Origin of the sequence: Terricaulis silvestris, assembly GCF_009792355.1 — a bacterium.
GTDB lineage: Bacteria > Pseudomonadota > Alphaproteobacteria > Caulobacterales > Aquidulcibacteraceae > Vitreimonas > Vitreimonas silvestris.
Map to the genome: position 1 here is coordinate 3,314,621 of NZ_CP047045.1, position 18,574 is coordinate 3,333,194.

Consider the following 18,574-nt stretch of genomic DNA (forward strand, 5'->3'; position numbering starts at 1 on the left):
AAAGCTCAGTCGCGTATCAGCGGCGGAGAGCTGCGGGAATGCGGCAGCGGAGCTTCATATGCAGATTTTCATCGACAGCGCTGACGCGAAGGAACTCAGCGTCCTAGCGCAGACGGGCCTAGTGGATGGCGTCACCACCAATCCGTCGCTCGTTGCGAAAGCGGGCCGCGATTTCTTTGAAACGCTGAAAGATATCTGCGCGTCTGTGTCCGGCCCGGTCAGCGCAGAGGTTGTGGCGCAGGACGCCGAAACGATGCTGGCCGAGGGCCGCAAGCTGCGCACGGTGGCAGACAACATCGTCGTGAAGCTGCCGCTGACGCCCGAAGGGCTGAAGGCGTGCAAAGTGTTTGAGGAAGAAGGCGTCCCAACCAATGTCACGCTCTGCTTCTCGGCGGTGCAGGCGCTGCTCGCCGCTAAGGCTGGCGCGACCTTCGTCTCGCCGTTCCTGGGTCGGCTCGACGACAACGGCGCGGACGGCATGGAGCTGATCCGCGAAATCCGCGCGATCTACGACAATTACGGCTTCACTACGCAGATCCTGGCCGCCTCGATCCGCACAGCCAATCACGTGAAGGACGCGGCCCTGGCCGGCGCCGATTGCGCGACCATCCCGCCGGCCGTGTTCAAGAGCCTCTACAAGCACATCCTAACGGACGTGGGGCTTGAGGCCTTCCTGAAGGACTGGCGCGCGACTGGGCAATCGATCCTGTAGGATCGCCCAACACGCGAATTTTAGCTGTTGGCTTAGCGGCCCGAGAGACGTTGCAGCTGGGCCATTTCGTCGGCCGTGCTGTCGCGCATCGTGGTCATCGCGCGATCAGCTTCCGCCAGTTGCGCTTCGATCGCGGCGACATCCAGCGGCTCGATCGCCGGGGCGCGCTGCTCCACGGTCGCGGCGAACGCGTCGCGCACGCTCAGGCCCCCTTGCATGGCGACCGGCGCGACAAGCCCGAGAAGCACCATGGCGCCCGCGCCAGCAGCGAAGCTGGCCACGACCATACGCGTGGTGGCTTTGACTTGAGACGGCGACATTTGTGGAAAACTCCCGGACCGGCGGCGGTCTGTTAACAAAAGGTTTGCACGATAGCAATTGCTACTTTGCGGCGCCGAAGAGAGATCGTCCGTGACGGCCGTCACTTCTCGGTACACCCCATCCACCGTCTTTCGCGGTTTCGAGCAGATCGTAATCGATAAAGCTGAATTCAAGCCGAATCCGGCGTTGAATTGCTGTTGAAAGTGTCACCCCTGCGCGGTCTATAGGCGCACCCAAACGTCCCGTGCTGCGGCGCGGCAAAAGGACTACAATGGCTAGCGCTCCAACGACCCGCCGACCGCTACGGAAAGCAGTGCTCCCGGTCGCCGGATTCGGCACCCGGGTACTCCCCGCGACCAAATCCATCCCAAAAGAGCTGCTGCCGGTGTTCGACCGGCCTGCAATTCAGTACGTGGTGGACGAAGCTTTGGATGCCGGCATCGAGCACATTGTCTTCGTCACGGGGCGCAACAAGGGCGCAATCGAGGACTATTTCGACCGCGCTTATGAACTCGAAGTAACCCTGCGCGAGAAGGGAAAGACAACACAGCTGAAGGAAATCGAAACGCCGGTGCGACAACCGGGCGCAATGAGCTTCACCCGCCAACAGGCCGCGTTGGGACTTGGACACGCGGTCTGGTGCGCGCGCGACATCATCGGCGACGAGCCCTTCGCGGTCATGCTGCCCGACATGCTGATGATGGCGAAGCCCTCGTGCCTGGCGCAAATGGTCGAGACCTACAATCAAGTCGGCGGCAACGTGATCGCGGTGGAGCCGTGCGACGATCCCTCCATGTACGGCGTGATCGATCCCGAAAGCCGGGCCGGCCGCGTGATCAAGATGAGGGGCATGGTCGAGAAGCCCCCGCGCGATACGGCGCCCTCGAACCTCTTCATCAGCGGCCGTTATATCCTGCAGCCTGAGATCTTCGATCTGCTTGCCGATCAGGGCCCTGGCGCTGGCAACGAAATCCAGCTGACGGACTCGATGGTGCGCCTGATGCAGACGCAGCCGTTCCATGCACTCGAGTATGATGGCCGCACGTACGATTGCGGCGATAAGTTAGGCTATCTGCGGGCGACCGCGGCGTTTGCGTTGGCGCACGAGGAGTTCGGCGCGAAGGCCGCGGCGACGTTAAAACAGGCGCTGGCTGACAAGGGCCAATGATCCCAAACTTCGAGACGTTCGCTTCGCGCCCGGCACTGATGAAGGCGGGGGCGGCGCGATTGGCTGCAGCGCTGGAGGATGCGATCCGGCGTCACGGTTCAGCCTGCGCCGCGCTGTCAGGCGGATCGACGCCGGAGCCGGCCTACCGCGATCTCGCGACGATGCCGCTCGATTGGCCCAAGATCACGTTCGCCCTGGTGGACGAGCGCTTCGTGTCGCCGACGGACACCGCGTCAAACCAGGCTTTGATCCAGCGCACGCTCGGCCCGGCGTTCGACGCTGGTGCGCGACTCTTGCCGATGGTCTTTACGGCAGCAACGGTCGCGGCCTCCGCCGACCAAGCCGATGCCACCTACGCACCGCTCCGCATCGACATCGCGCTGATGGGCATGGGCGAGGACGGCCATACGGCGTCCTGGTTTCCCGGGTCGAGGGAATTGGGCAGTGCGCTCGATCTGGACAATTCCCGAACCGTGATCGCCGCGCACGCGCCGCAAGCCGCGGGCGCGGCGGATCGGCTAACGCTCACGCGCGCGGCGCTTTCGCGTGCGGGCGCACTGATGTTGGTCATCACCGGCGACGACAAGCGCGCAAAGCTCGAGAGCGCGCTCACGCAGCATGATGCGCCAGTGAGCGCGCTGTTCAACGATCGCCTTCCCGCGCCCGTCGTGATGTGGGCGCCGTAACGCCAGCTTGCTCGGTTCCCTCAACGTCGGCATCGTACTGACGCGCGCGGCCTCACGTTGCGGCACGCGCGACGGGCGGGGACGACATGAAGCGCATCTTATTGTGGACCGTTCTCGCGGCCGTCGTGGCTGGCGCTGCGCTCTACGTCGCGCGAGACACCGTCGCGCTCTCGCTTTTTCGGAGCGCGTCGCAGAGCGCCGTCGCCAACGACATCGTCGCCACGCTGCCAGACGGCCTCACCGCCGGCTTCTGCGGCACCGGATCGCCATTGCCGGATCGCGAACGCGCTGGCCCCTGCACCGCCGTTGTCGCTGGCGGACGGCTCTTCATTTTTGATGTCGGCGAAGGCGCTACGGAAACGCTTGCGTTGATGGGTTTGCCGGTCGCGCACGTCGAAGCGGTGTTTCTCACCCACTTCCATTCCGATCACATCGACGGCCTAGGCGGCCTGGCCGTGCAGCGTTGGGCGACAGCGGCATCGACGGCGCCAATCCCGATCTATGGCGGCGAAGGCGTTGAGCGCCTCGCCAACGGTTTGCGCGAAACCTATGCGCTCGACAGCACATATCGCATCGCCCACCACGGCGCTTCAGTCGTGCCGCCCGGTGGCGAAGGCTACGTGGCGCATCCGTTTGCGATTCCGGAAGGCCAAGAGAGCGCGGTGGTGTTCGATGACGGTGGCGTGCGCGTCACGGCGTTCGTCGTTGATCACGGGCCGGTTCGGCCGGCGTTCGGTTATCGCGTCGATTACGAGGATCGCAGCCTCGTCATCAGCGGCGACGCTTCCGCTTCTCCCAGCTTGGTGCGCGCGTCACAGGGCGTCGATCTGCTCATACACGAAGCGCTCTCGCCTGAGCTGGTGGGCCTCATGGAAGAGAATTTGACCGATCGCGGCCTCACTGGCGTTGCCCAGATTTTCCGCGATATTCCGGACTATCACACCGCGCCCGCTGGAGCTGCTGACATGGCCAATGAAGCCAATGTCGGCGCGCTTGCGCTAACACATCTCATTCCACCGTTGCCCGTATCCATCATGGAGGGTCCGTTCCTCGGCGATGCGCGCAAGCGCTATGATGGCCCGCTCTGGATCATGCGCGACGGCGATCTCATCATTCTCCCTGCAAGCGGCGGCCTCGAACGGCGGCACACACTATGACCCTGACGTTCGACTATTACTTCTCGTTCCGCAGCCCCTACTCGTACCTGTCGACGCCGCAAGTCGAAAACCTGGTCGCGCGCTACGACATCGCGCCACGCATGCGCTTCGTGCTGCCGATCGCCGTGCGCATTCCGGGCTTCTTCAAGCAAGTGAACCCGCTCTGGCCGCCCTATTTGCTCCGCGACACGTTCCGCATTTCTCAGATGCACAACATTCCGTACCGCTGGCCGAGGCCCGACCCGATCGTGATGGATTACGCCGCCGGCGATGTCGCCGCCGAGCAACCGTACATCTATCGCGTGACGCGCCTCGGCGTTGCGGCGGAACGCGCCGGCAAAGGTTTTGCCTTCGCGCAGCGCGCATCGCGCGCGATATGGTCTGGCGAGGTCGATGACTGGCACGAAGGCGATCATCTGACACGCGCGCTTGTTGACGCCGAGCTGGACGCCAACGCCGTCGAAGATCTCGCCGCCACGCACACCGCCGAACTCGACGCTGAGGTCGCCACCAACGAGCGCGAGCAGAAAAAGGCGGGCCATTGGGGCGTGCCGCTCTTCGTCTTCCGGGACGAACCCTTCTTTGGCCAGGACCGCCTGGATCATCTGATCTGGCGCATGCGCCACGCCGGCCTCCAGGAGCGGTAACGCCCGCCGCACACCCCCTGCACGACGCAGATTGACCAATGACACCGGTGTCGGTAAGGATCAGCGGACAGACCGGCGGGCAGCCGGCGGGGAGGTTTCCGACGTGGCCAGCTCAGCGCGCGAGATCGCCGGCGCCTTTGTCGCCGCACGCCGCGAAGCGCGGGCGCTGCCCAACTTTCCGGGCGCGCCGCCAGCCGACCTCGCCGCCGGTTACCGCGTCCAGGATGAGGCGATCGCGCTTTGGCAGGACGATATTGTCGGCTGGAAAATCGGGCGCGTACCGCCGCACCAAATCGCCGAACTCGGCGCAGAGCGCCTCGCCGGCCCTATTTTCAAACAGAATCTCTGGCGCGCCGAGCCCAACACAAGCGTCGCGTTCCCCGTCTATGAGAACGGCTTCGCCGCCGTTGAGGCCGAGTACGTTTTCCGCATCGGCAAGGACGCGCCAGCGAAGAAAATGGAGTGGACCGCCGCTGAAGCCGCCGACCTGATCGGCGCGATGCTCGTCGGCGTCGAGACGGCAGGTAGCCCGCTAGCGACCATCAATGATCTCGGCGCCACGGTCGTCGTCTCTGACTTCGGCAACAATCACGGGCTGATTCTCGGCGCTGAAGTGCCGGATTGGCGGGCCAAGCTCGATAAAGGGCTAACCTGCGAGACGTTCATTGAGGGACAATCGGTCGGCAGCGGGGGCGCGAGCGCCGCAGCAGATGGTCCGCTGGATGCGCTGGCGTTTCTAGCCGGCCATCTCGCCCGGCGCGGCAAGCCGCTGCGCGCTGGCCAATATGTGACGACCGGCGCGGTGACCGGGGTGCACGATATTCGCATCGGCCAAGGTTCGCGCGTGAGCTTCAACGGTTCCGGCGATATCCTCTGTTCGGCGGTGAAAGCCGTAGCGAACGGAAGAGGCTTTGCATGATTTCGCGGCGGACGCTGCTGGGCTCGGGTGCGGTTGTAGCCGCCGGCGCGGGCGTTGCGACAGCGCAGTCGGCGGGCCGAACAACAATCACCGCTGTGGATGTGCATCCGACCGATTATCCGACTGTCGAAGCCGTGCGCTGGATGGGTCAAGAGATCGAGCGCGAGACCAGCGGGCGGATCAGCTTTCGCATCTACCCCTCCGGTCAGCTCGGCACTGAAACCGACACTGTGAACCTGGCGCGCTTTCAGGTGCTCGATATCGCGCGCGTCTATCTCGGCGCCGTCAATAACATGTTTCCCGCGACTCAGCCGCTAGCGCTGCCGTACGTGTTTCGCGACGAAGCGCACATGCGCCGCATCTGTGATGGCGCCGTCGGCCAAGCCATCCTGCACACCTTTGAGCGCCGCGGGCTTGTTGGCCTCGCCTTTTACGATTCCGGCTTCCGCTCGATTTACAACGCCCGTCATCCGATCCATACGCCGGCCGACATGCGCGATCTCAAGATCCGCGTACCGCGCTCAGACATCTTCATCGAGATGCTCGACGCCATGGGCGCGAACGCGACGCCAATTCCATTCGGCGAAGTGTTCACGGGCTTGCAGACGCACCTGATCGATGCGGCGGAGAATAACTGGGCGACATTCCAATCGACGCGCCAATACGAAGTCGCGCGCTATTGGTCGCAAACCGATCATTGTTGTGCACCGGAAGCATTGCTGATGTCGAAGGCGCGCTACGATGCACTTTCGAGCGCAGACCGCGATCTCATCCGCGCCAAAGCGCGCGAGTCCGTGCCGGTCATGCGCGCGCTGTGGGACGAGAAGCAGGCGACGGCGCGCCGCACCGTGCTTGAGGCCGGCGTTCACTTCAACCAAGCCGACACCGAAGCGTTTCATCGGGCCGTCGGACCGATGAAGCAACGCTGGATGCGCGATGAAACCATCGCAACGACGGTAAGGCGCATCGACGCGCACGATTAAGACGACGCCGAACGGCGCGTGGGGAGGAAGTATGGCCGCGCTCGAAAGCGCTTTCGCCGCGCTGGCGCGGTTGACGGTCTTCATCGCCGCCGCATCATTGTGCGCGCTGGTGGGACTGCTCGCGTGGCAAGTGTTCGGCCGCTACGTGCTCAACGCCTCGCCAAGCTGGACCGAGCCGTTGGCGCTGACGCTGATGAGCGTCGCCGCGTTGTTTGGCGCGGCCGTCGCCGTTCGCTCAGAATCGCACTTCGCCTTCCCGACGCTGGTCGAGAGTTCACCCAAAGCCGTCCGCGGGGTGCTGAAAGTATTCGCGCGGTTGATTGCGTTGGTATTCGGGGCGGCGCTCGGGGGTTTCGGCGCGTTCATGATGGCGGATTCCTGGGCCGTGCCGATGGCGGGTGCGCCGATCCCGGAGGGCATGAGCTATGTTGGCCTAGCCGGAGGCGGCGCGTTGATCGCGCTGTTTGCGCTGGAGCGCCTCATCTTCGGCGATGCGCCCGATCCGCACCACGAAGCGCCGGCGGAGGCCTGATCCATGGAGATCGCTCTTCTCTTCGGCGTCTTCGCCATCCTGCTCATCGCCGGCGTCCCAATCGCGTTCGCACTCAGCGCCGCAACACTCGCTACGGTCGTCTATCTCGGCCTGCCGCCGATCGTTGTGGTTCAGCAGGTATCGTCAGGTTTTAACAAAGTCTCGCTTCTCGCGATTCCGCTCTTCATCTTCACCGGCGAGTTGATGATGCGCGGCGGTATATCCGACCGGCTCATATCGCTCGCGTCGTCGCTCGTCGGCCATTTGCGCGGCGGCCTCGGGCAAGTGAGCGTGTTGGCGTCGACAATGTTCGGCGGCGTGTCCGGCTCGGCGCTGGCGGACGTGTCCGCGATCGGCCCGACCATGATCCCGCAAATGGCCAAGCGCGGCTTCAGCAAGGATTACGCTGTCGATGTCACGATCTCAGCGGCGCTCGTAGCACTACTGCTGCCGCCGTCGCACAATTTGATCCTGTTCTCCGCCGTCGCCGGCGGCGGCGTTTCGATCGCCGACCTCTTCGCGGCGGGCATCGTTCCCGCGCTTTTGCTGGCGCTCAGCGTGATGGGCGCCGCGTGGTGGTTGGCGAAAGTACGGGGCTATCCGGTGGAAACCTTCCCCGGGTGGGGCGCTGTGTTGTCACGCCTCGTCGCCGCCATTCCCGGCTTGCTGATGATCTTCGTGATCTTCGGGGGCATCCGCGCCGGCATCTTCACTGCTGTCGAAAGCTCGGCCATCGCCGTGCTCTACGCGCTCGCGGTGATGCTGCTCATTTACCGCACGCTGGGGTGGAAGGATTTCTCGGGCGCCGCCGCGCACGCAGCGCGTGCGTCAGCCACGGTGCTGTTCGTGATTGGCGCAGCGGGCGCGTTCGGCTGGCTGATCGCCTATCTCGAAATTCCGTCGTTCGTCGTCGAAACTCTGAACAACCTGACAGACGAGCGAAATGTCGCGCTGCTGCTGATGGTGATCGCGCTTCTGATCATGGGGACATTCCTCGATCTCGCACCCAAGATCATCATCGTGACGCCAATCTTCCTACCGGTCGCGCGCTCCTATGGCGTCGAGCCGCTGCACTTTGGCGTCATCATGGTGCTCGCGGGTGGCATCGGGCTCATCATGCCGCCGATCGGCTCGGTGCTGTTCGTCGGCTCGGCGATCGGCAAGATTTCGATCGCGGAGGCGATGAAATCGATCTGGCCGTTCTTCATCTCGGCCATCATCGTGTTGCTGCTGGTGACGTTTATCCCCGCGCTATCGCTCACACTGCCGGCGCTCTGGAGGTAGCGCCGCTATTCTGAGTAATCGCGCCCACGCCAGAGATTGGCGGGACATGAAGCGTTCCAGACGCCGAGCCCCGCCACGCGCGCCGCTGCTTCCTCTTCGGCATACGCGCCACCGCTATCGCGCGGCACTTCGCGGGCCCAGCCGTTGGTGACCATGTATTCGCCGAGGTCCGCGCCCTCCACCGAGCATTGCGCGATATCGCGCCCGCTGGAGTCCGGCGCATCGCTGATGCGACAGCTCACCTGGTTCGATCGTGTAATCTGCCGCAGTGCGTCCGCGGCGCCCCGATAGACATTGACGTCACCGCACATGCTGCCCTGCCCCGGCGTCGCAACCCCATCGAAGCGAATACGCCGCTGACCGATCCGGATCGTGCTGCCGTCACTCACCGTGGCGACGCCAACAATCTCAGAGACAACACCGGAGTCCGCCATCATCGGCTCAGCCTGCTTCGCCGGCTCCGGCGTGCAGGCCGCCAGCACCGCAACCAGTGCGGCAGACGCGTATCTCATACGAGCGCCCACTATGTCCTCACGGCTCACAAAACCCGCTTACACCAACTGGGCCAACCAGACAGCATGAAGCGGCACGCATGGAATTCATGCACGCCGCTTTCAGCGGCGCAAAGCCAGACAGGTGGGCGCTCGCGCGCCACTTCGTTGAACCGTAGGGCGAAACCGGAAAATGGCCTTACGTCCGTCCGAACGACGCCGCTGTAGGTCAGAAGCGCTGGATCCTAGCGCGAACTCCGCAGCAAATCGCGGTTGCGTTCCGCGACTTCGTAATACCGGGGCGAAGCCGTAACCGCGGCCGCGAGCAGACGGTCGGCGACGGCGATGTCGCCGCGGCGGGCCGCAGCAATGGCGACATTGTTCAGAGCCGCGGGAAGATCTTCCTCGCTCACGCCCGCGAGCGCCGCGTCGTAAGCACCCGTCATTGCGAGCGCAATGCGACGATTGCTTGCGGCGGCGACGAGATTTGGTTTGAGCCGAAGCGCTTCGTTGAAAGCTGGAATTGCGGACGCCGGGGAGCCGCGCTGCAGCAGCGACATGCCCTTGTTGTTGTGAATGCCGGCTTCATTCGGCGCGGCGGCAATTGCGGCCGCCCACGCCGCGTCGGCGGCGTCCCACTCGCTGCGGGTATCGGCAACGACGCCAAGACCGTTCCAGGCGCGCCAGAGCGCCGGGTTTGCGTCCACCGCAAGCCGGAGCTGGGCGCCGGCCGCTTCCATGTCGCCGGACATGAGATGCGCAAGGCCCAAGCCTTGGAGCGCGGCGGCGTTGTTGGCGTCACGTTCGAGAATGGTCTGGAAGTAGACACGAGCAGAGGCGAAGTCGGCTTCGCCGAGAGCGCCCTCACCCATCCCGAGGCGCGCTTGAGTGTTGTCGCGCTCGACGCTGAGGATCAGCCGATACTTAACACAAGCTTCGTCGAATTGTTGGCTCGCGAGCGCCTGATCGGCTTCGCTTAGAATGCGCGAGACTACGGCGCCATCGACGCGGCTTCGTCGCGTGGGCTCCTGGATCGTTTCGTTGTATGAACACGCGGCATGCGCTGCCGGAGCAATCGCGAGCATCGCGATGCCGGCGGCAGCCGCCATTCCAAACTGATGCAATTTCATGGTCACGATCCTGTCCCAACTTGAAAGAGGATGCGGACGAAGCGGATGACGATGGGCGTGAAGATGATGCCCATGAGGCACGGGAAGATGAAGAACACCAACGGGATAGCGATCTTAATCGGTAACTCGGCCGCCTTGTGTTCGGCCTCGATCAAACGCGTCTTACGCAACTCCTCCGCATAAACACGCAACGTCAGCGCAAGTCCGGCGCCAAGCTGATCCGATTGAATAACAAGCGTCAGGAACGTCTTCAGGCGATCGTCGGGCACGCGTTCACCAAGATGGCGGAGCGCCTCCGCACGGCTCGAACCCGCCTGCATTTCCAGGAGTGTGATCTGAAGCTGCTCGCTCAAGATTGGATGGACGTGCTTCAGTTCGTTGCCGACGCGCTGCAGACCCTGGCTCAGCGATGAACCGGCCTCCATGCAGACGACGAGCAAGTCGATCGCATCGGGCAGCGCAAGCCGGACGTCCCGCATGCGTTCCGAGACGCGCGCCTTGACGATCATAACCGGCGCAAACAGGCCGACCGCTGCGCCAAAAACGACGAGAACAGAGCCGATCAGGGCATTGTCCACCTGGAGCAGCAGCAGTCCGAAGCCGGCGGCAAATCCAAGTGCAAGCGCGAGCAGAACGCGCACGGCGGTGAATATTTCAACAGCCTTGTCTGCGTAGATGCCGGCACGCAGCAGCTGCATGCGCAACGCGCCAACTTCTGCTTCCGTGCTCGACTTGTTCGAGCGCAGCCGTTCGCCGACGCTGACCAGCCACGACAAGCCGTGATCGGAGACGCCGGTGCTGGAGTCACGGCGGCCGCCCGCGGCCAGCGATAGGCGTCGGCGGACGCTTTCGTCGGCGAGATAGATCATCGCCAGCGCCACGGCAAACAGCGCCAGTGAGAGACCGATAACAAAAGAAAGGGTCGAACCGCTCAGCATATCGCCCTCTAAATCTTGAAGTTGACCATGCGCCAGATCATGATCGTACCGATGACAAGCAGGATCGGCGGGGCGGTCATCATCGGCGCGAACAACGGATCGTTGGCGACCAGGCCGTAGAATTCAGGACGGAGCAGGCTCAGGATCGCGAACAGGAAGATCGGCAACGCGACAAGGACCATACACGAAAGCCGGCCCTCGGCGGTGAGCGCTGATACCTTCTTGCGCAAGGTGGCCTTGTCACGGATCACGTCCGACAACTTCAAAAACACTTCGGCGAGGTTGCCGCCGGTTTCGCGCGTAATCTGAATTGCCGCCACAAACAGGTGAAGCTCGGCTGTCGGGAAGCGCTGCACCATGTTGGTGAGCGCCTCATCGCGGTCGAGACCGAACGCCATTTCGTCGATCGCGATGCCGAATTCGCTTCCAATCGGATCGGGCGCTTGTTCGGCGACAATGCCGAGCGCCACGGGGATGGGGTGACCCGCCTGCAAGCTACGCGCGACGAGATCGACGGCGTTGGGGAACTGGTCGAGGAAGGCTTTCCTGCGGCCGTTGGCGCTCATGGCGATGACGCCGAATGGAATGCCGAAGCCGGCCATGGCGCCGAACACCAGCGCCAGAATAAACGGCGCGCCGGTGATGGTGACCAGCAGAATGAACAGCAACGACAGGCCGCCACTCAGACCCAGCAACGCAATGGGCGAGATCTTGGCTCGCGCCATCCACAGCATTTGCGCAAGCCATGGCGCGCGGCCGGTGATGGCGCGCGAAAGCGGCCCGCCTTCCCGCTCCTTCATGAGCGAAAGCGCGGCCTTGGGATCGTTGCGCTGGGCGATCACGGCCAGGCGGCGATTGATTTCGCGCGATTCCGGAGAGACGGAGCGCACAAACAGCCACACACCCTCAACGGCGAGTACGACCGCCACGAAGATGAAAGCGTAAACGATGTAGGCGAAGGCTCCCGACATTCTTTACCCCTACGCCATCTGCAATTCGGCCGGGATTGGAATGCCCAGCGCCTCGAAGCTGCGCAGGAAGTTCGGCCGGACGCCTGTCAGCAGGAAGCGGCCTTGCACGCGCCCGCTGGCGTCGACGCCAGTTTGTTCGAAGCGATAGATCTCCTGCATGGTGATCACCTCGCCCTCCATGCCATCGATCTCTTGAACGCTGACAATGCGGCGCGTGCCGTCCGGGAAGCGCTTAATCTGAATGACGACGTTGATGGCGCTCGCGATCTGCGCGCGCATCGACTTCGTCGGCAGGTCAATGCCAGCCATGCCGATCATCTGTTCGATACGTGCGAGCGCATCGCGCGGCGTGTTGGCGTGAACAGTGGTGATCGAACCGTCATGACCAGTGTTCATCGCCTGCAGCATATCGAACGCCTCGCCGCCGCGCACTTCGCCCAGGATGATGCGGTCCGGCCGCATCCGCAGCGCATTCTTCACGAGGTGGCGTTGTGTAACTTCGCCCTTGCCTTCGATATTCGGTGGGCGGGTTTCGAGACGCGCCACGTGACGCTGCTGGAGCTGCAATTCGGCGGCGTCTTCGATGGTGACGATACGCTCGCTGTGGCTGATGAAATGCGAGAGCGCGTTGGTCAGCGTCGTCTTGCCGGTGCCGGTGCCACCAGAGACGACAATGTTCAGCCGTGCGCGCACCATGCCCGCCAGGAGCGCAGCGCCGCTGCTCGTGACCGAGCCGATTTCGACGAGACGATCAAGGTTGAACGGAATTTTCGAGAATTTGCGGATCGACAGCAGTGGACCGTCCAACGCCACCGGCTGAACCACGGCGTTGACGCGCGAGCCGTCGGGCAGGCGGGCGTCCACCATCGGTTGGGATTCATCGACGCGGCGGCCAACGCGATCCACGATGCGCTCGATGACGCGCAGCAAGTGATCGTTGTCGGCAAAGCGCACGTTGGTGAGCTCGATAACGCCGGCGCGTTCGACGTACACTTCGCGATAGGTGTTTGCGAGAATGTCCGACACCGTCGGATCGCGCAGCAGCGGTTCGAGCGGACCGAACCCTTTGAGCTCATCGATGAGGTCGTCGGTCAAGCGAACTTTTTCGCCTGAGTTTAAGGGCAGTCCTTCCTGCATCAGCAGATCGGTGATGGCGCGATCGACTTCCGGGCGAAGCTGCTCAGGCGGAATTCGGTCCAGCGACGACAGATTCATTTTCTGAATCAGGGCGCGGTGAATGCGCGCTTTGAGATTAAGATAGGCCTCGGCTTCGGCGTCTTCGGCTTGCGCGGCTGGAGTCGGCGCGGCGAACTGCGCCATCACTGAAGGTGCATTAGCGGCGGGTGGGACGTTTTGGCCGCCACCGCCAGCCAACTTGGCACGATCCGTAAAGGAAAGACGCATGACCTATCTCGCGAGCTGGCGCTGGGCGCGTGGATACTGTTTGCTCTCGATCATCTGGGTGATCTCGTTGCACAACGGGCGAAGCTCTTTGGCGAAGCGCGTGTTCGGCGCGGTTTCCCAGATCATCCGGCCGCGATCGCAAGCGAGGCGTACGGCGGGATCTTCGCAGATCGAGCCAATGACGGTGGAACCCAGGGCACGGCGGGCTTGGTCGACGATGTCGTTTCCGTCGAGCACGCTGTTAAGTCGATTGAACGCGAGCGACCAACGGCCGGGCTCGACATTCATTTCAGCGGCTGCGTCGAGTACACGCCGCGCACCGGCTACGCCACGCACGGCCGCGGTCGACACCATCATGAGATGATCGGCGCGCCGGAGCAGCGTGCCGGTCCAGTCGGTCCAGGCGCCAGGCAATTCCACGATAACGAGGTCGTAGTTGCCGACGGCGACATCGACGATCGAGAGCGCGACATTGGCATCGATCGCATCCAGCGGCACGACCTTGGACGGTGCACAAAGCACATGAACGCCGCTGCGATGGCGCTCCATCAGACCGTCAAGGAAGTGGCTGTCGAGGCGCTTCGGCGTCCGCAGGATTTCGGTGATGTCCTTGCGCGGCTGGATATCCATCGCCAGCGCGGCGTCGCCGAGTTGAAGATCGAGATCGAGAATCGCGACCTTCAGCGGTTCCAACCGATCGCCGCGTTTGCTGCGCGGCGGGTTGGCGAAATGGCCGGCGATGTTCACAGCCAGCGTCGTGGCGCCCACGCCGCCGGCGGCCTTTACGACGCCGAGTACGAACCCATTGGAGTCGCCATTCTGACCAGGGCCGATCGATTCACCAAGTGATGTGAGAATCTGTTCGTGATTCACCGGAAGCGAAAGCACGTCCCGCGCGCCGGCGCGGAACAGACGCCGCACGTCTTCCGGTGACGCGTCTGCACCGGCGATGACGATGATCTCAGCGGATGGACAGCCTTCGCGCGCCGCTTGCAGATCCTGCAGCGCGGTGTCAGTCCGCAACGCCTCCAGCACAACGACGTTGGCGTCATGCAGAATGGAATCATTGGCGACGACGCCCGACCAGTGGACGAGACGCGCACGATACGTAGCCGCCGCCGCCTTCACCGCGGACAGCAGGTCTTCGTCATACAATCGTGCTGCGATGCGAATTTCCGCCATCGCTAAACTCCCGCGCCGTTTTGGTCTTCGCCAATAAGCGTCGCGTCGAACCCCGGCATGGGCGCTACGCCGAAGCCGAGCAGATCGTCGATGGCGATGAAGTCGTAGGTCATCCCAGTCAGCCGCACGGTTATCAGCGGAACAGGAGCGCCTCGACCGACATAGCCGAGCCCAGAACCACGAAGCACCACCTGCACGTTCTGTGCCTCTATCTCTGGCGCGAACTGCTGCATGCGGGCGACGAGCGCGTTAAGCACAGCTGACTGACAAGCACCGGAGGGCGAGCCAGCATTGCACGTGATCGTCCACGTGCTCGATCCAGACACCGAGGCGCAGTTTGTGCCAGCGGTGGCTGACGTGGCTACGCCGCAGTCGGAAATGCCGGTCACGACCGGCCCACGGGTCGCGATGTAGCGCGCGCCAACACTCGTTGCGGTCTCGGCGGCGTTGTATTGGTGAAAGGCGATGCCGAATTCAATCAAGCCGAACGTCAGCACCATCAGCAACATGAAGACGAGCGTGTACTCGATCATCACGACACCGGACTCGTTGTCGGCAAATCTCTTTACGGGGCGCTTCATCGCTATTCCCCGATCCAAATCTGCTGGTGTGTGGCTTGGAGATTGATCGCGCCAACACCGATGATCGTCAGCAGGCCGAGATCAACATAAGGCGCGCTGGCCTGAACTTGGATGATCGGCATCTGCGTGCGGCCGCGATACGTGCCCGCCGAGTTGTCGACGCACTCTGCGATCGAGACCGCCACAGTGTTGGCGTCGGCCCAATTCGGCAACAACGCCGTGCCGCCGGAGGTCCGGCCCGTGACCGCCAGATTGCGCGCCGCTGTGGCGGCCGATGCGTTAACCGCGCAGCCTGTCATCGGCACGCGCGCCAGGTAGCGGCCGGCGTCGCGCACGCCCTTCTCCATCACGTGGTACTGCCGCATCGCGTTGGCGAACTCGGCCATGCCGCACATGAGAAAGACCAGCAGCGGCGCGACGAGTGCGAACTCGACTATCGCCGCGCCGTCGCGGTCCTTGAAGAAACGGAGAGCGGCGCGCTGCTTCATCGATAGAGCTGCACGATATCGTGTAGGACGCCGTCATCGTCGCCGAGCTGCACGATGTCGACGATCTCGCCCATGATCTCGACGCCGGAGGGGTCGTTGACGGGCTCGGTCAGAAACACCTTCAAATACGTCAGCGGCCGGACCGACATGCTGCCGTGAACATTTTCATCGAGGCAGTTCACAACCGCCACGTAGATGATGCGCCGGTCGGCCAGTTCGTTTGCGGCGTTTGCGGGAGACTGCAGATCGAGCCCGTGGGCAATCTCGTATTCGTACTGCTCAAAGCGCGTGTAGCCCGACGTAGACGCGGTGCAGCCCGCCGGCTTCGGAACGCTGGAACTCGCGAAGTTTGCGCTCCAATAGGCGTTGCAGTTCCAATGGCCGTTGCCAAACCGGTTGGCGGGGCCAGTGAAAACGAGGTCCCGCGGCATGGCGCGGACGTTCACATCCGGCGCGAAAGTGGGATTGTTGCTGGCGTTCCCGAAGCCGGGGTTCTGATAGATGCCGAAGCGCACATTGAGAGCGTTGCTGGCGCCATTCTTAGCGCCGGGCTCCGTCGTGACGGACCGTCCGTAGCAAATGTTGCCGCCGTTGATGGAGGCGAGCGCGTCGCGGAGCGCATTCGCGCCGCTGCCGTTGACTTCCAGATACCCAAAGTTTCCTGGCGCCCAGGATGCACCGGCGCCGCCTTGATGCAGGAATTTGATCTGGCGGCCGCGCCACACGTCGATATCAAAAGAAGCGCCGGGATTGCCTTGCTCGGCGGGATTGCAGATCATCATGGGTGGCGCGCGGCAGATCGCTTGATTGCACCCCGCGACCGCGTCGGTCGAAATGTTGATGCTCGGCGTCGCGCCAACAGCAAGCAGAAACGTGTTTGAGTGCGATAGCGGCGCCGTCGTCACTTCTACGAAGCGCGCCAACAGTGGGTCCGTGGTGACGAAGGCGCCAGTGATCGGGGAATTGTCGCTGGACGGCAGACCACTGAGAAAGCGGACGCTGGAGAAGGAGACTGGCCCCGGCCCAGTGGAAGCAAACCGCTGCGAGTTCTCCACGAGATTCGCAATCGCAGTGTTGGCGCGGGCAATGGCGCTTGGCGTGCCGTCAAGCTGCGAAGCTGCCGCGAGCGCCAGGGCGTCGGCGCCGGCTTGCGCTTCCGATCGAACGATCATTGCACGCGAAACATCGACGGCGAGGCCGACGATGCCGAACGTCACGGTCGCTGTGAGGGCGACATAGATCGCAACCGCACCGCGCTCTGCCTGGGCAAACCGCGCCGCAATCGAACGGAGGGCCGTGCGGGCGGTCATCTACGCTGGATCAGTTTGTCGTCGATGGGTTGGCGATCGACGAGCTGCTTGGCAGCAGTGGCTTCGTAGTCCCGGCGCGATAGCGACTTTGCGCTAGCACGCCCTGCGAGCCGCTGCCTTCTGGCGGCGCGGCTTCGACCACGACCGGCGTCATTTGCCGATCACGGTTCGCCTCGGTCGCTTCCCCGAAGGACGGTGCGCCGCTGTTATCGATCGGGTGCGTGCAGGCTGCGCCGAGAGCGGCAGCGGCGAGAGCGGCGAACAAGCTATACTTCATTGGACCACGTACCCCACATCTTGATCGAAGCGACCGACGATTTGGTTTTGCGTTTGCGCGTTCGCGTTGATCGCTTGCGTCCGCGACGGCGCTTCCACTTGGCCGCCCCAGAAGAGCTGGAACTGGCTCGGTGCGTTGAAGAGGTCGGTCGGTGTCACCAGGCGATCGAGCGTCGTCGGATGAGCTCGATGCGCAGTGACGATGATGACGACTTCAGTTTCTTGGCGCTCGAAGCGCGTAGAGCGGAACAGCGCGCCGAGGATCGGCATGCGTGACACACCCGGCAGGCCGCTTACGCTGTCGGTGAAGTCGCGGCGGATCAGGCCGGCAATGGCGAAGCTTTGGCCGTCGCGGAGTTCAACCGTGGTTTGGGCGCGGCGTGTCGTGATCGCCGGAATGTCGGTGCCGTTCAAGCGTATGCCGTTGTTGCGGTCGAGCGCGCTGACTTCCGGGGCGACGTGCAAGTTGATGGTGTCGCCGACGACCGTCGGCGTGAACGCGACGGAGACGCCGAATTGTTTGAACTCGATGGTGATGCGGCGGCTGTCCTCATCGTCGTCCGCGGCCACCGGGATTGGGAATTCACCGCCAGCAAAGAAGTTCGCGGTCTCACCGGAGAGAGCGACCAAGGTCGGACGCGCCAGCGTTGTCACCACGCCGCGGCGCTCAAGCGCGTCGAGGACGGCGTCGATCGTGTAGTCGCCGCTCACCACGCTGCCTGCGAGCAGGCCGAACGCGTCTGGATTGATAACGCCCGAAAGCAATTGCGCTGCATCGGCGCCATTCTGCCACAACACGTTGGTGGAAAGGCCCATTGCGGTGAGTTCATTGCGCTGCACCTCAGAGACCCGCACCTCAAGCATGACTTGTTCCGCGGCGCTGATCGTCATCGAATTCACCACGCGGTCGGCCGCGAAACGCTGCGCGATCAAGGTCGCGCGGTCGGCGGCGGCGGACGAAGACACAGCGCCCGAAAGCACCAGGCCGTCGCCGGCGAGACGAACTTCGACCTCTTCATCCGGCATCACATCGTGCAACGTCCGGCGCAGACCGAGCGCGTCAACGCCGACTTGGACCGTGTAGGTCGCCAGCGGAACGGCGCGCTCGCCGCGTTCCATGATCGTGAGCGACGAGGTGCCGGCCTCCTTGCCGAGCAAGTAGATGGAGCGATCCGTCAGCGCGATGACGTCAGCCACCTCGGAGTTGCCGAGATAGACACGGCCGACCGGACGGTCGAAGCGCAGGATCTGAGCGCCCCCAACAGGAAGGCCGATGCCGCCCGTGTGCGAGGCGTCTTCGTGGCCAGTGCGCGATTGCGCCATGGCGGGAGTCTGAACACCAAGCCCGAGGATCAGGGCGGTGGCGACGATGAAAGCGGCGCGCATTGCTGGTT

Annotated in this window: 21 protein-coding genes; 9 read left to right on the top strand and 12 right to left on the bottom strand. The window is 63.5% G+C overall.

The features are described 5' to 3' along the window. Positions 1-58 precede the first annotated feature (58 nt). The gene (gene fsa / locus DSM104635_RS16955; protein WP_158767353.1) at positions 59-712 is read left to right on the top strand and encodes a fructose-6-phosphate aldolase; all 654 of its coding nucleotides are present in this window, start codon (positions 59-61) and stop codon (positions 710-712) included. A 32-nt stretch (positions 713-744) separates the two neighbouring features. Here fsa and DSM104635_RS16960 read toward each other — a convergent pair whose 3' ends face one another. Then, complete coding sequence (locus DSM104635_RS16960) at positions 745-1,032, bottom strand: hypothetical protein (protein ID WP_158767354.1); 288 nt, start codon at positions 1,030-1,032, stop codon at positions 745-747. Positions 1,033-1,304: 272 nt separating this feature from the next. Here DSM104635_RS16960 and galU point away from each other — a divergent pair, with 272 nt between their 5' ends. From galU to DSM104635_RS17000, 8 genes are all read left to right on the top strand, one after another. Next, on the top strand, positions 1,305-2,201 hold the full coding sequence (gene galU / locus DSM104635_RS16965; RefSeq protein ID WP_158767355.1) for a UTP--glucose-1-phosphate uridylyltransferase GalU: 897 nt from the start codon (positions 1,305-1,307) through the stop codon (positions 2,199-2,201). After that, positions 2,198-2,887, top strand: coding sequence for a 6-phosphogluconolactonase (pgl, locus tag DSM104635_RS16970; protein ID WP_158767356.1), 690 nt, complete (start codon positions 2,198-2,200; stop codon positions 2,885-2,887). The genes galU and pgl overlap by 4 nt, the downstream gene beginning before the upstream one ends. A gap of 86 nt (positions 2,888-2,973) precedes the next feature. Further along, complete coding sequence (locus tag DSM104635_RS16975) at positions 2,974-4,044, top strand: MBL fold metallo-hydrolase (RefSeq protein ID WP_158767357.1); 1,071 nt, start codon at positions 2,974-2,976, stop codon at positions 4,042-4,044. Then, positions 4,041-4,691, top strand: a complete 651-nt coding sequence (locus DSM104635_RS16980; protein ID WP_158767358.1) for a 2-hydroxychromene-2-carboxylate isomerase — start codon at positions 4,041-4,043, stop codon at positions 4,689-4,691. Before DSM104635_RS16975 ends, DSM104635_RS16980 begins: the two co-directional genes overlap by 4 nt. A gap of 103 nt (positions 4,692-4,794) precedes the next feature. Then, on the top strand, positions 4,795-5,610 hold the full coding sequence (locus DSM104635_RS16985; protein WP_158767359.1) for a 2-keto-4-pentenoate hydratase: 816 nt from the start codon (positions 4,795-4,797) through the stop codon (positions 5,608-5,610). Then, positions 5,607-6,593 (top strand): TRAP transporter substrate-binding protein, encoded by a 987-nt coding sequence (locus DSM104635_RS16990; RefSeq protein WP_158767360.1) that lies wholly within the window; start codon positions 5,607-5,609, stop codon positions 6,591-6,593. The genes DSM104635_RS16985 and DSM104635_RS16990 overlap by 4 nt, the downstream gene beginning before the upstream one ends. Positions 6,594-6,624: 31 nt before the next feature. Next, positions 6,625-7,125 carry a TRAP transporter small permease gene (locus DSM104635_RS16995; protein WP_158767361.1) on the top strand — a complete coding sequence of 167 codons (501 nt, stop codon included), beginning with the start codon at positions 6,625-6,627 and terminating at the stop codon, positions 7,123-7,125. 3 nt (positions 7,126-7,128) lie between these two features. Further along, a complete protein-coding gene (locus DSM104635_RS17000; protein WP_158767362.1) occupies positions 7,129-8,409 on the top strand; it encodes a TRAP transporter large permease in 1,281 nt (426 codons plus the stop codon). Positions 8,410-8,414: 5 nt separating this feature from the next. Here DSM104635_RS17000 and DSM104635_RS17005 read toward each other — a convergent pair whose 3' ends face one another. From DSM104635_RS17005 to DSM104635_RS17055, 11 genes are all read right to left on the bottom strand, one after another. Next, on the bottom strand, positions 8,415-8,921 hold the full coding sequence (locus DSM104635_RS17005) for a thermonuclease family protein (RefSeq protein ID WP_158767363.1): 507 nt from the start codon (positions 8,919-8,921) through the stop codon (positions 8,415-8,417). Positions 8,922-9,145: 224 nt separating this feature from the next. Next, complete coding sequence (locus tag DSM104635_RS17010; RefSeq protein ID WP_158767364.1) at positions 9,146-10,030, bottom strand: tetratricopeptide repeat protein; 885 nt, start codon at positions 10,028-10,030, stop codon at positions 9,146-9,148. A gap of 2 nt (positions 10,031-10,032) precedes the next feature. Next, the gene (locus DSM104635_RS17015; RefSeq protein ID WP_158767365.1) at positions 10,033-10,968 is read right to left on the bottom strand and encodes a type II secretion system F family protein; all 936 of its coding nucleotides are present in this window, start codon (positions 10,966-10,968) and stop codon (positions 10,033-10,035) included. 8 nt (positions 10,969-10,976) lie between these two features. Continuing rightward, positions 10,977-11,939, bottom strand: coding sequence for a type II secretion system F family protein (locus DSM104635_RS17020; RefSeq protein WP_158767366.1), 963 nt, complete (start codon positions 11,937-11,939; stop codon positions 10,977-10,979). Between the two features lie 9 nt (positions 11,940-11,948). Further along, on the bottom strand, positions 11,949-13,343 hold the full coding sequence (locus tag DSM104635_RS17025) for a TadA family conjugal transfer-associated ATPase (RefSeq protein ID WP_228445736.1): 1,395 nt from the start codon (positions 13,341-13,343) through the stop codon (positions 11,949-11,951). A gap of 3 nt (positions 13,344-13,346) precedes the next feature. After that, positions 13,347-14,525 (bottom strand): CpaE/TadZ family protein, encoded by a 1,179-nt coding sequence (locus tag DSM104635_RS17030; protein ID WP_158767367.1) that lies wholly within the window; start codon positions 14,523-14,525, stop codon positions 13,347-13,349. A gap of 2 nt (positions 14,526-14,527) precedes the next feature. Next, positions 14,528-15,106, bottom strand: coding sequence for a TadE/TadG family type IV pilus assembly protein (locus DSM104635_RS17035; protein WP_158767368.1), 579 nt, complete (start codon positions 15,104-15,106; stop codon positions 14,528-14,530). A gap of 2 nt (positions 15,107-15,108) precedes the next feature. Beyond that, on the bottom strand, positions 15,109-15,594 hold the full coding sequence (locus tag DSM104635_RS17040; protein ID WP_158767369.1) for a TadE/TadG family type IV pilus assembly protein: 486 nt from the start codon (positions 15,592-15,594) through the stop codon (positions 15,109-15,111). Beyond that, complete coding sequence (locus DSM104635_RS17045; RefSeq protein ID WP_158767370.1) at positions 15,591-16,904, bottom strand: pilus assembly protein TadG-related protein; 1,314 nt, start codon at positions 16,902-16,904, stop codon at positions 15,591-15,593. Before DSM104635_RS17045 ends, DSM104635_RS17040 begins: the two co-directional genes overlap by 4 nt. A 10-nt stretch (positions 16,905-16,914) precedes the next feature. Beyond that, positions 16,915-17,181, bottom strand: coding sequence for a hypothetical protein (locus DSM104635_RS17050; RefSeq protein ID WP_158767371.1), 267 nt, complete (start codon positions 17,179-17,181; stop codon positions 16,915-16,917). Further along, a complete protein-coding gene (locus DSM104635_RS17055; RefSeq protein WP_158767372.1) occupies positions 17,178-18,566 on the bottom strand; it encodes a type II and III secretion system protein family protein in 1,389 nt (462 codons plus the stop codon). The genes DSM104635_RS17050 and DSM104635_RS17055 overlap by 4 nt, the downstream gene beginning before the upstream one ends. Between the last annotated feature and the right edge of the window lie 8 nt (positions 18,567-18,574).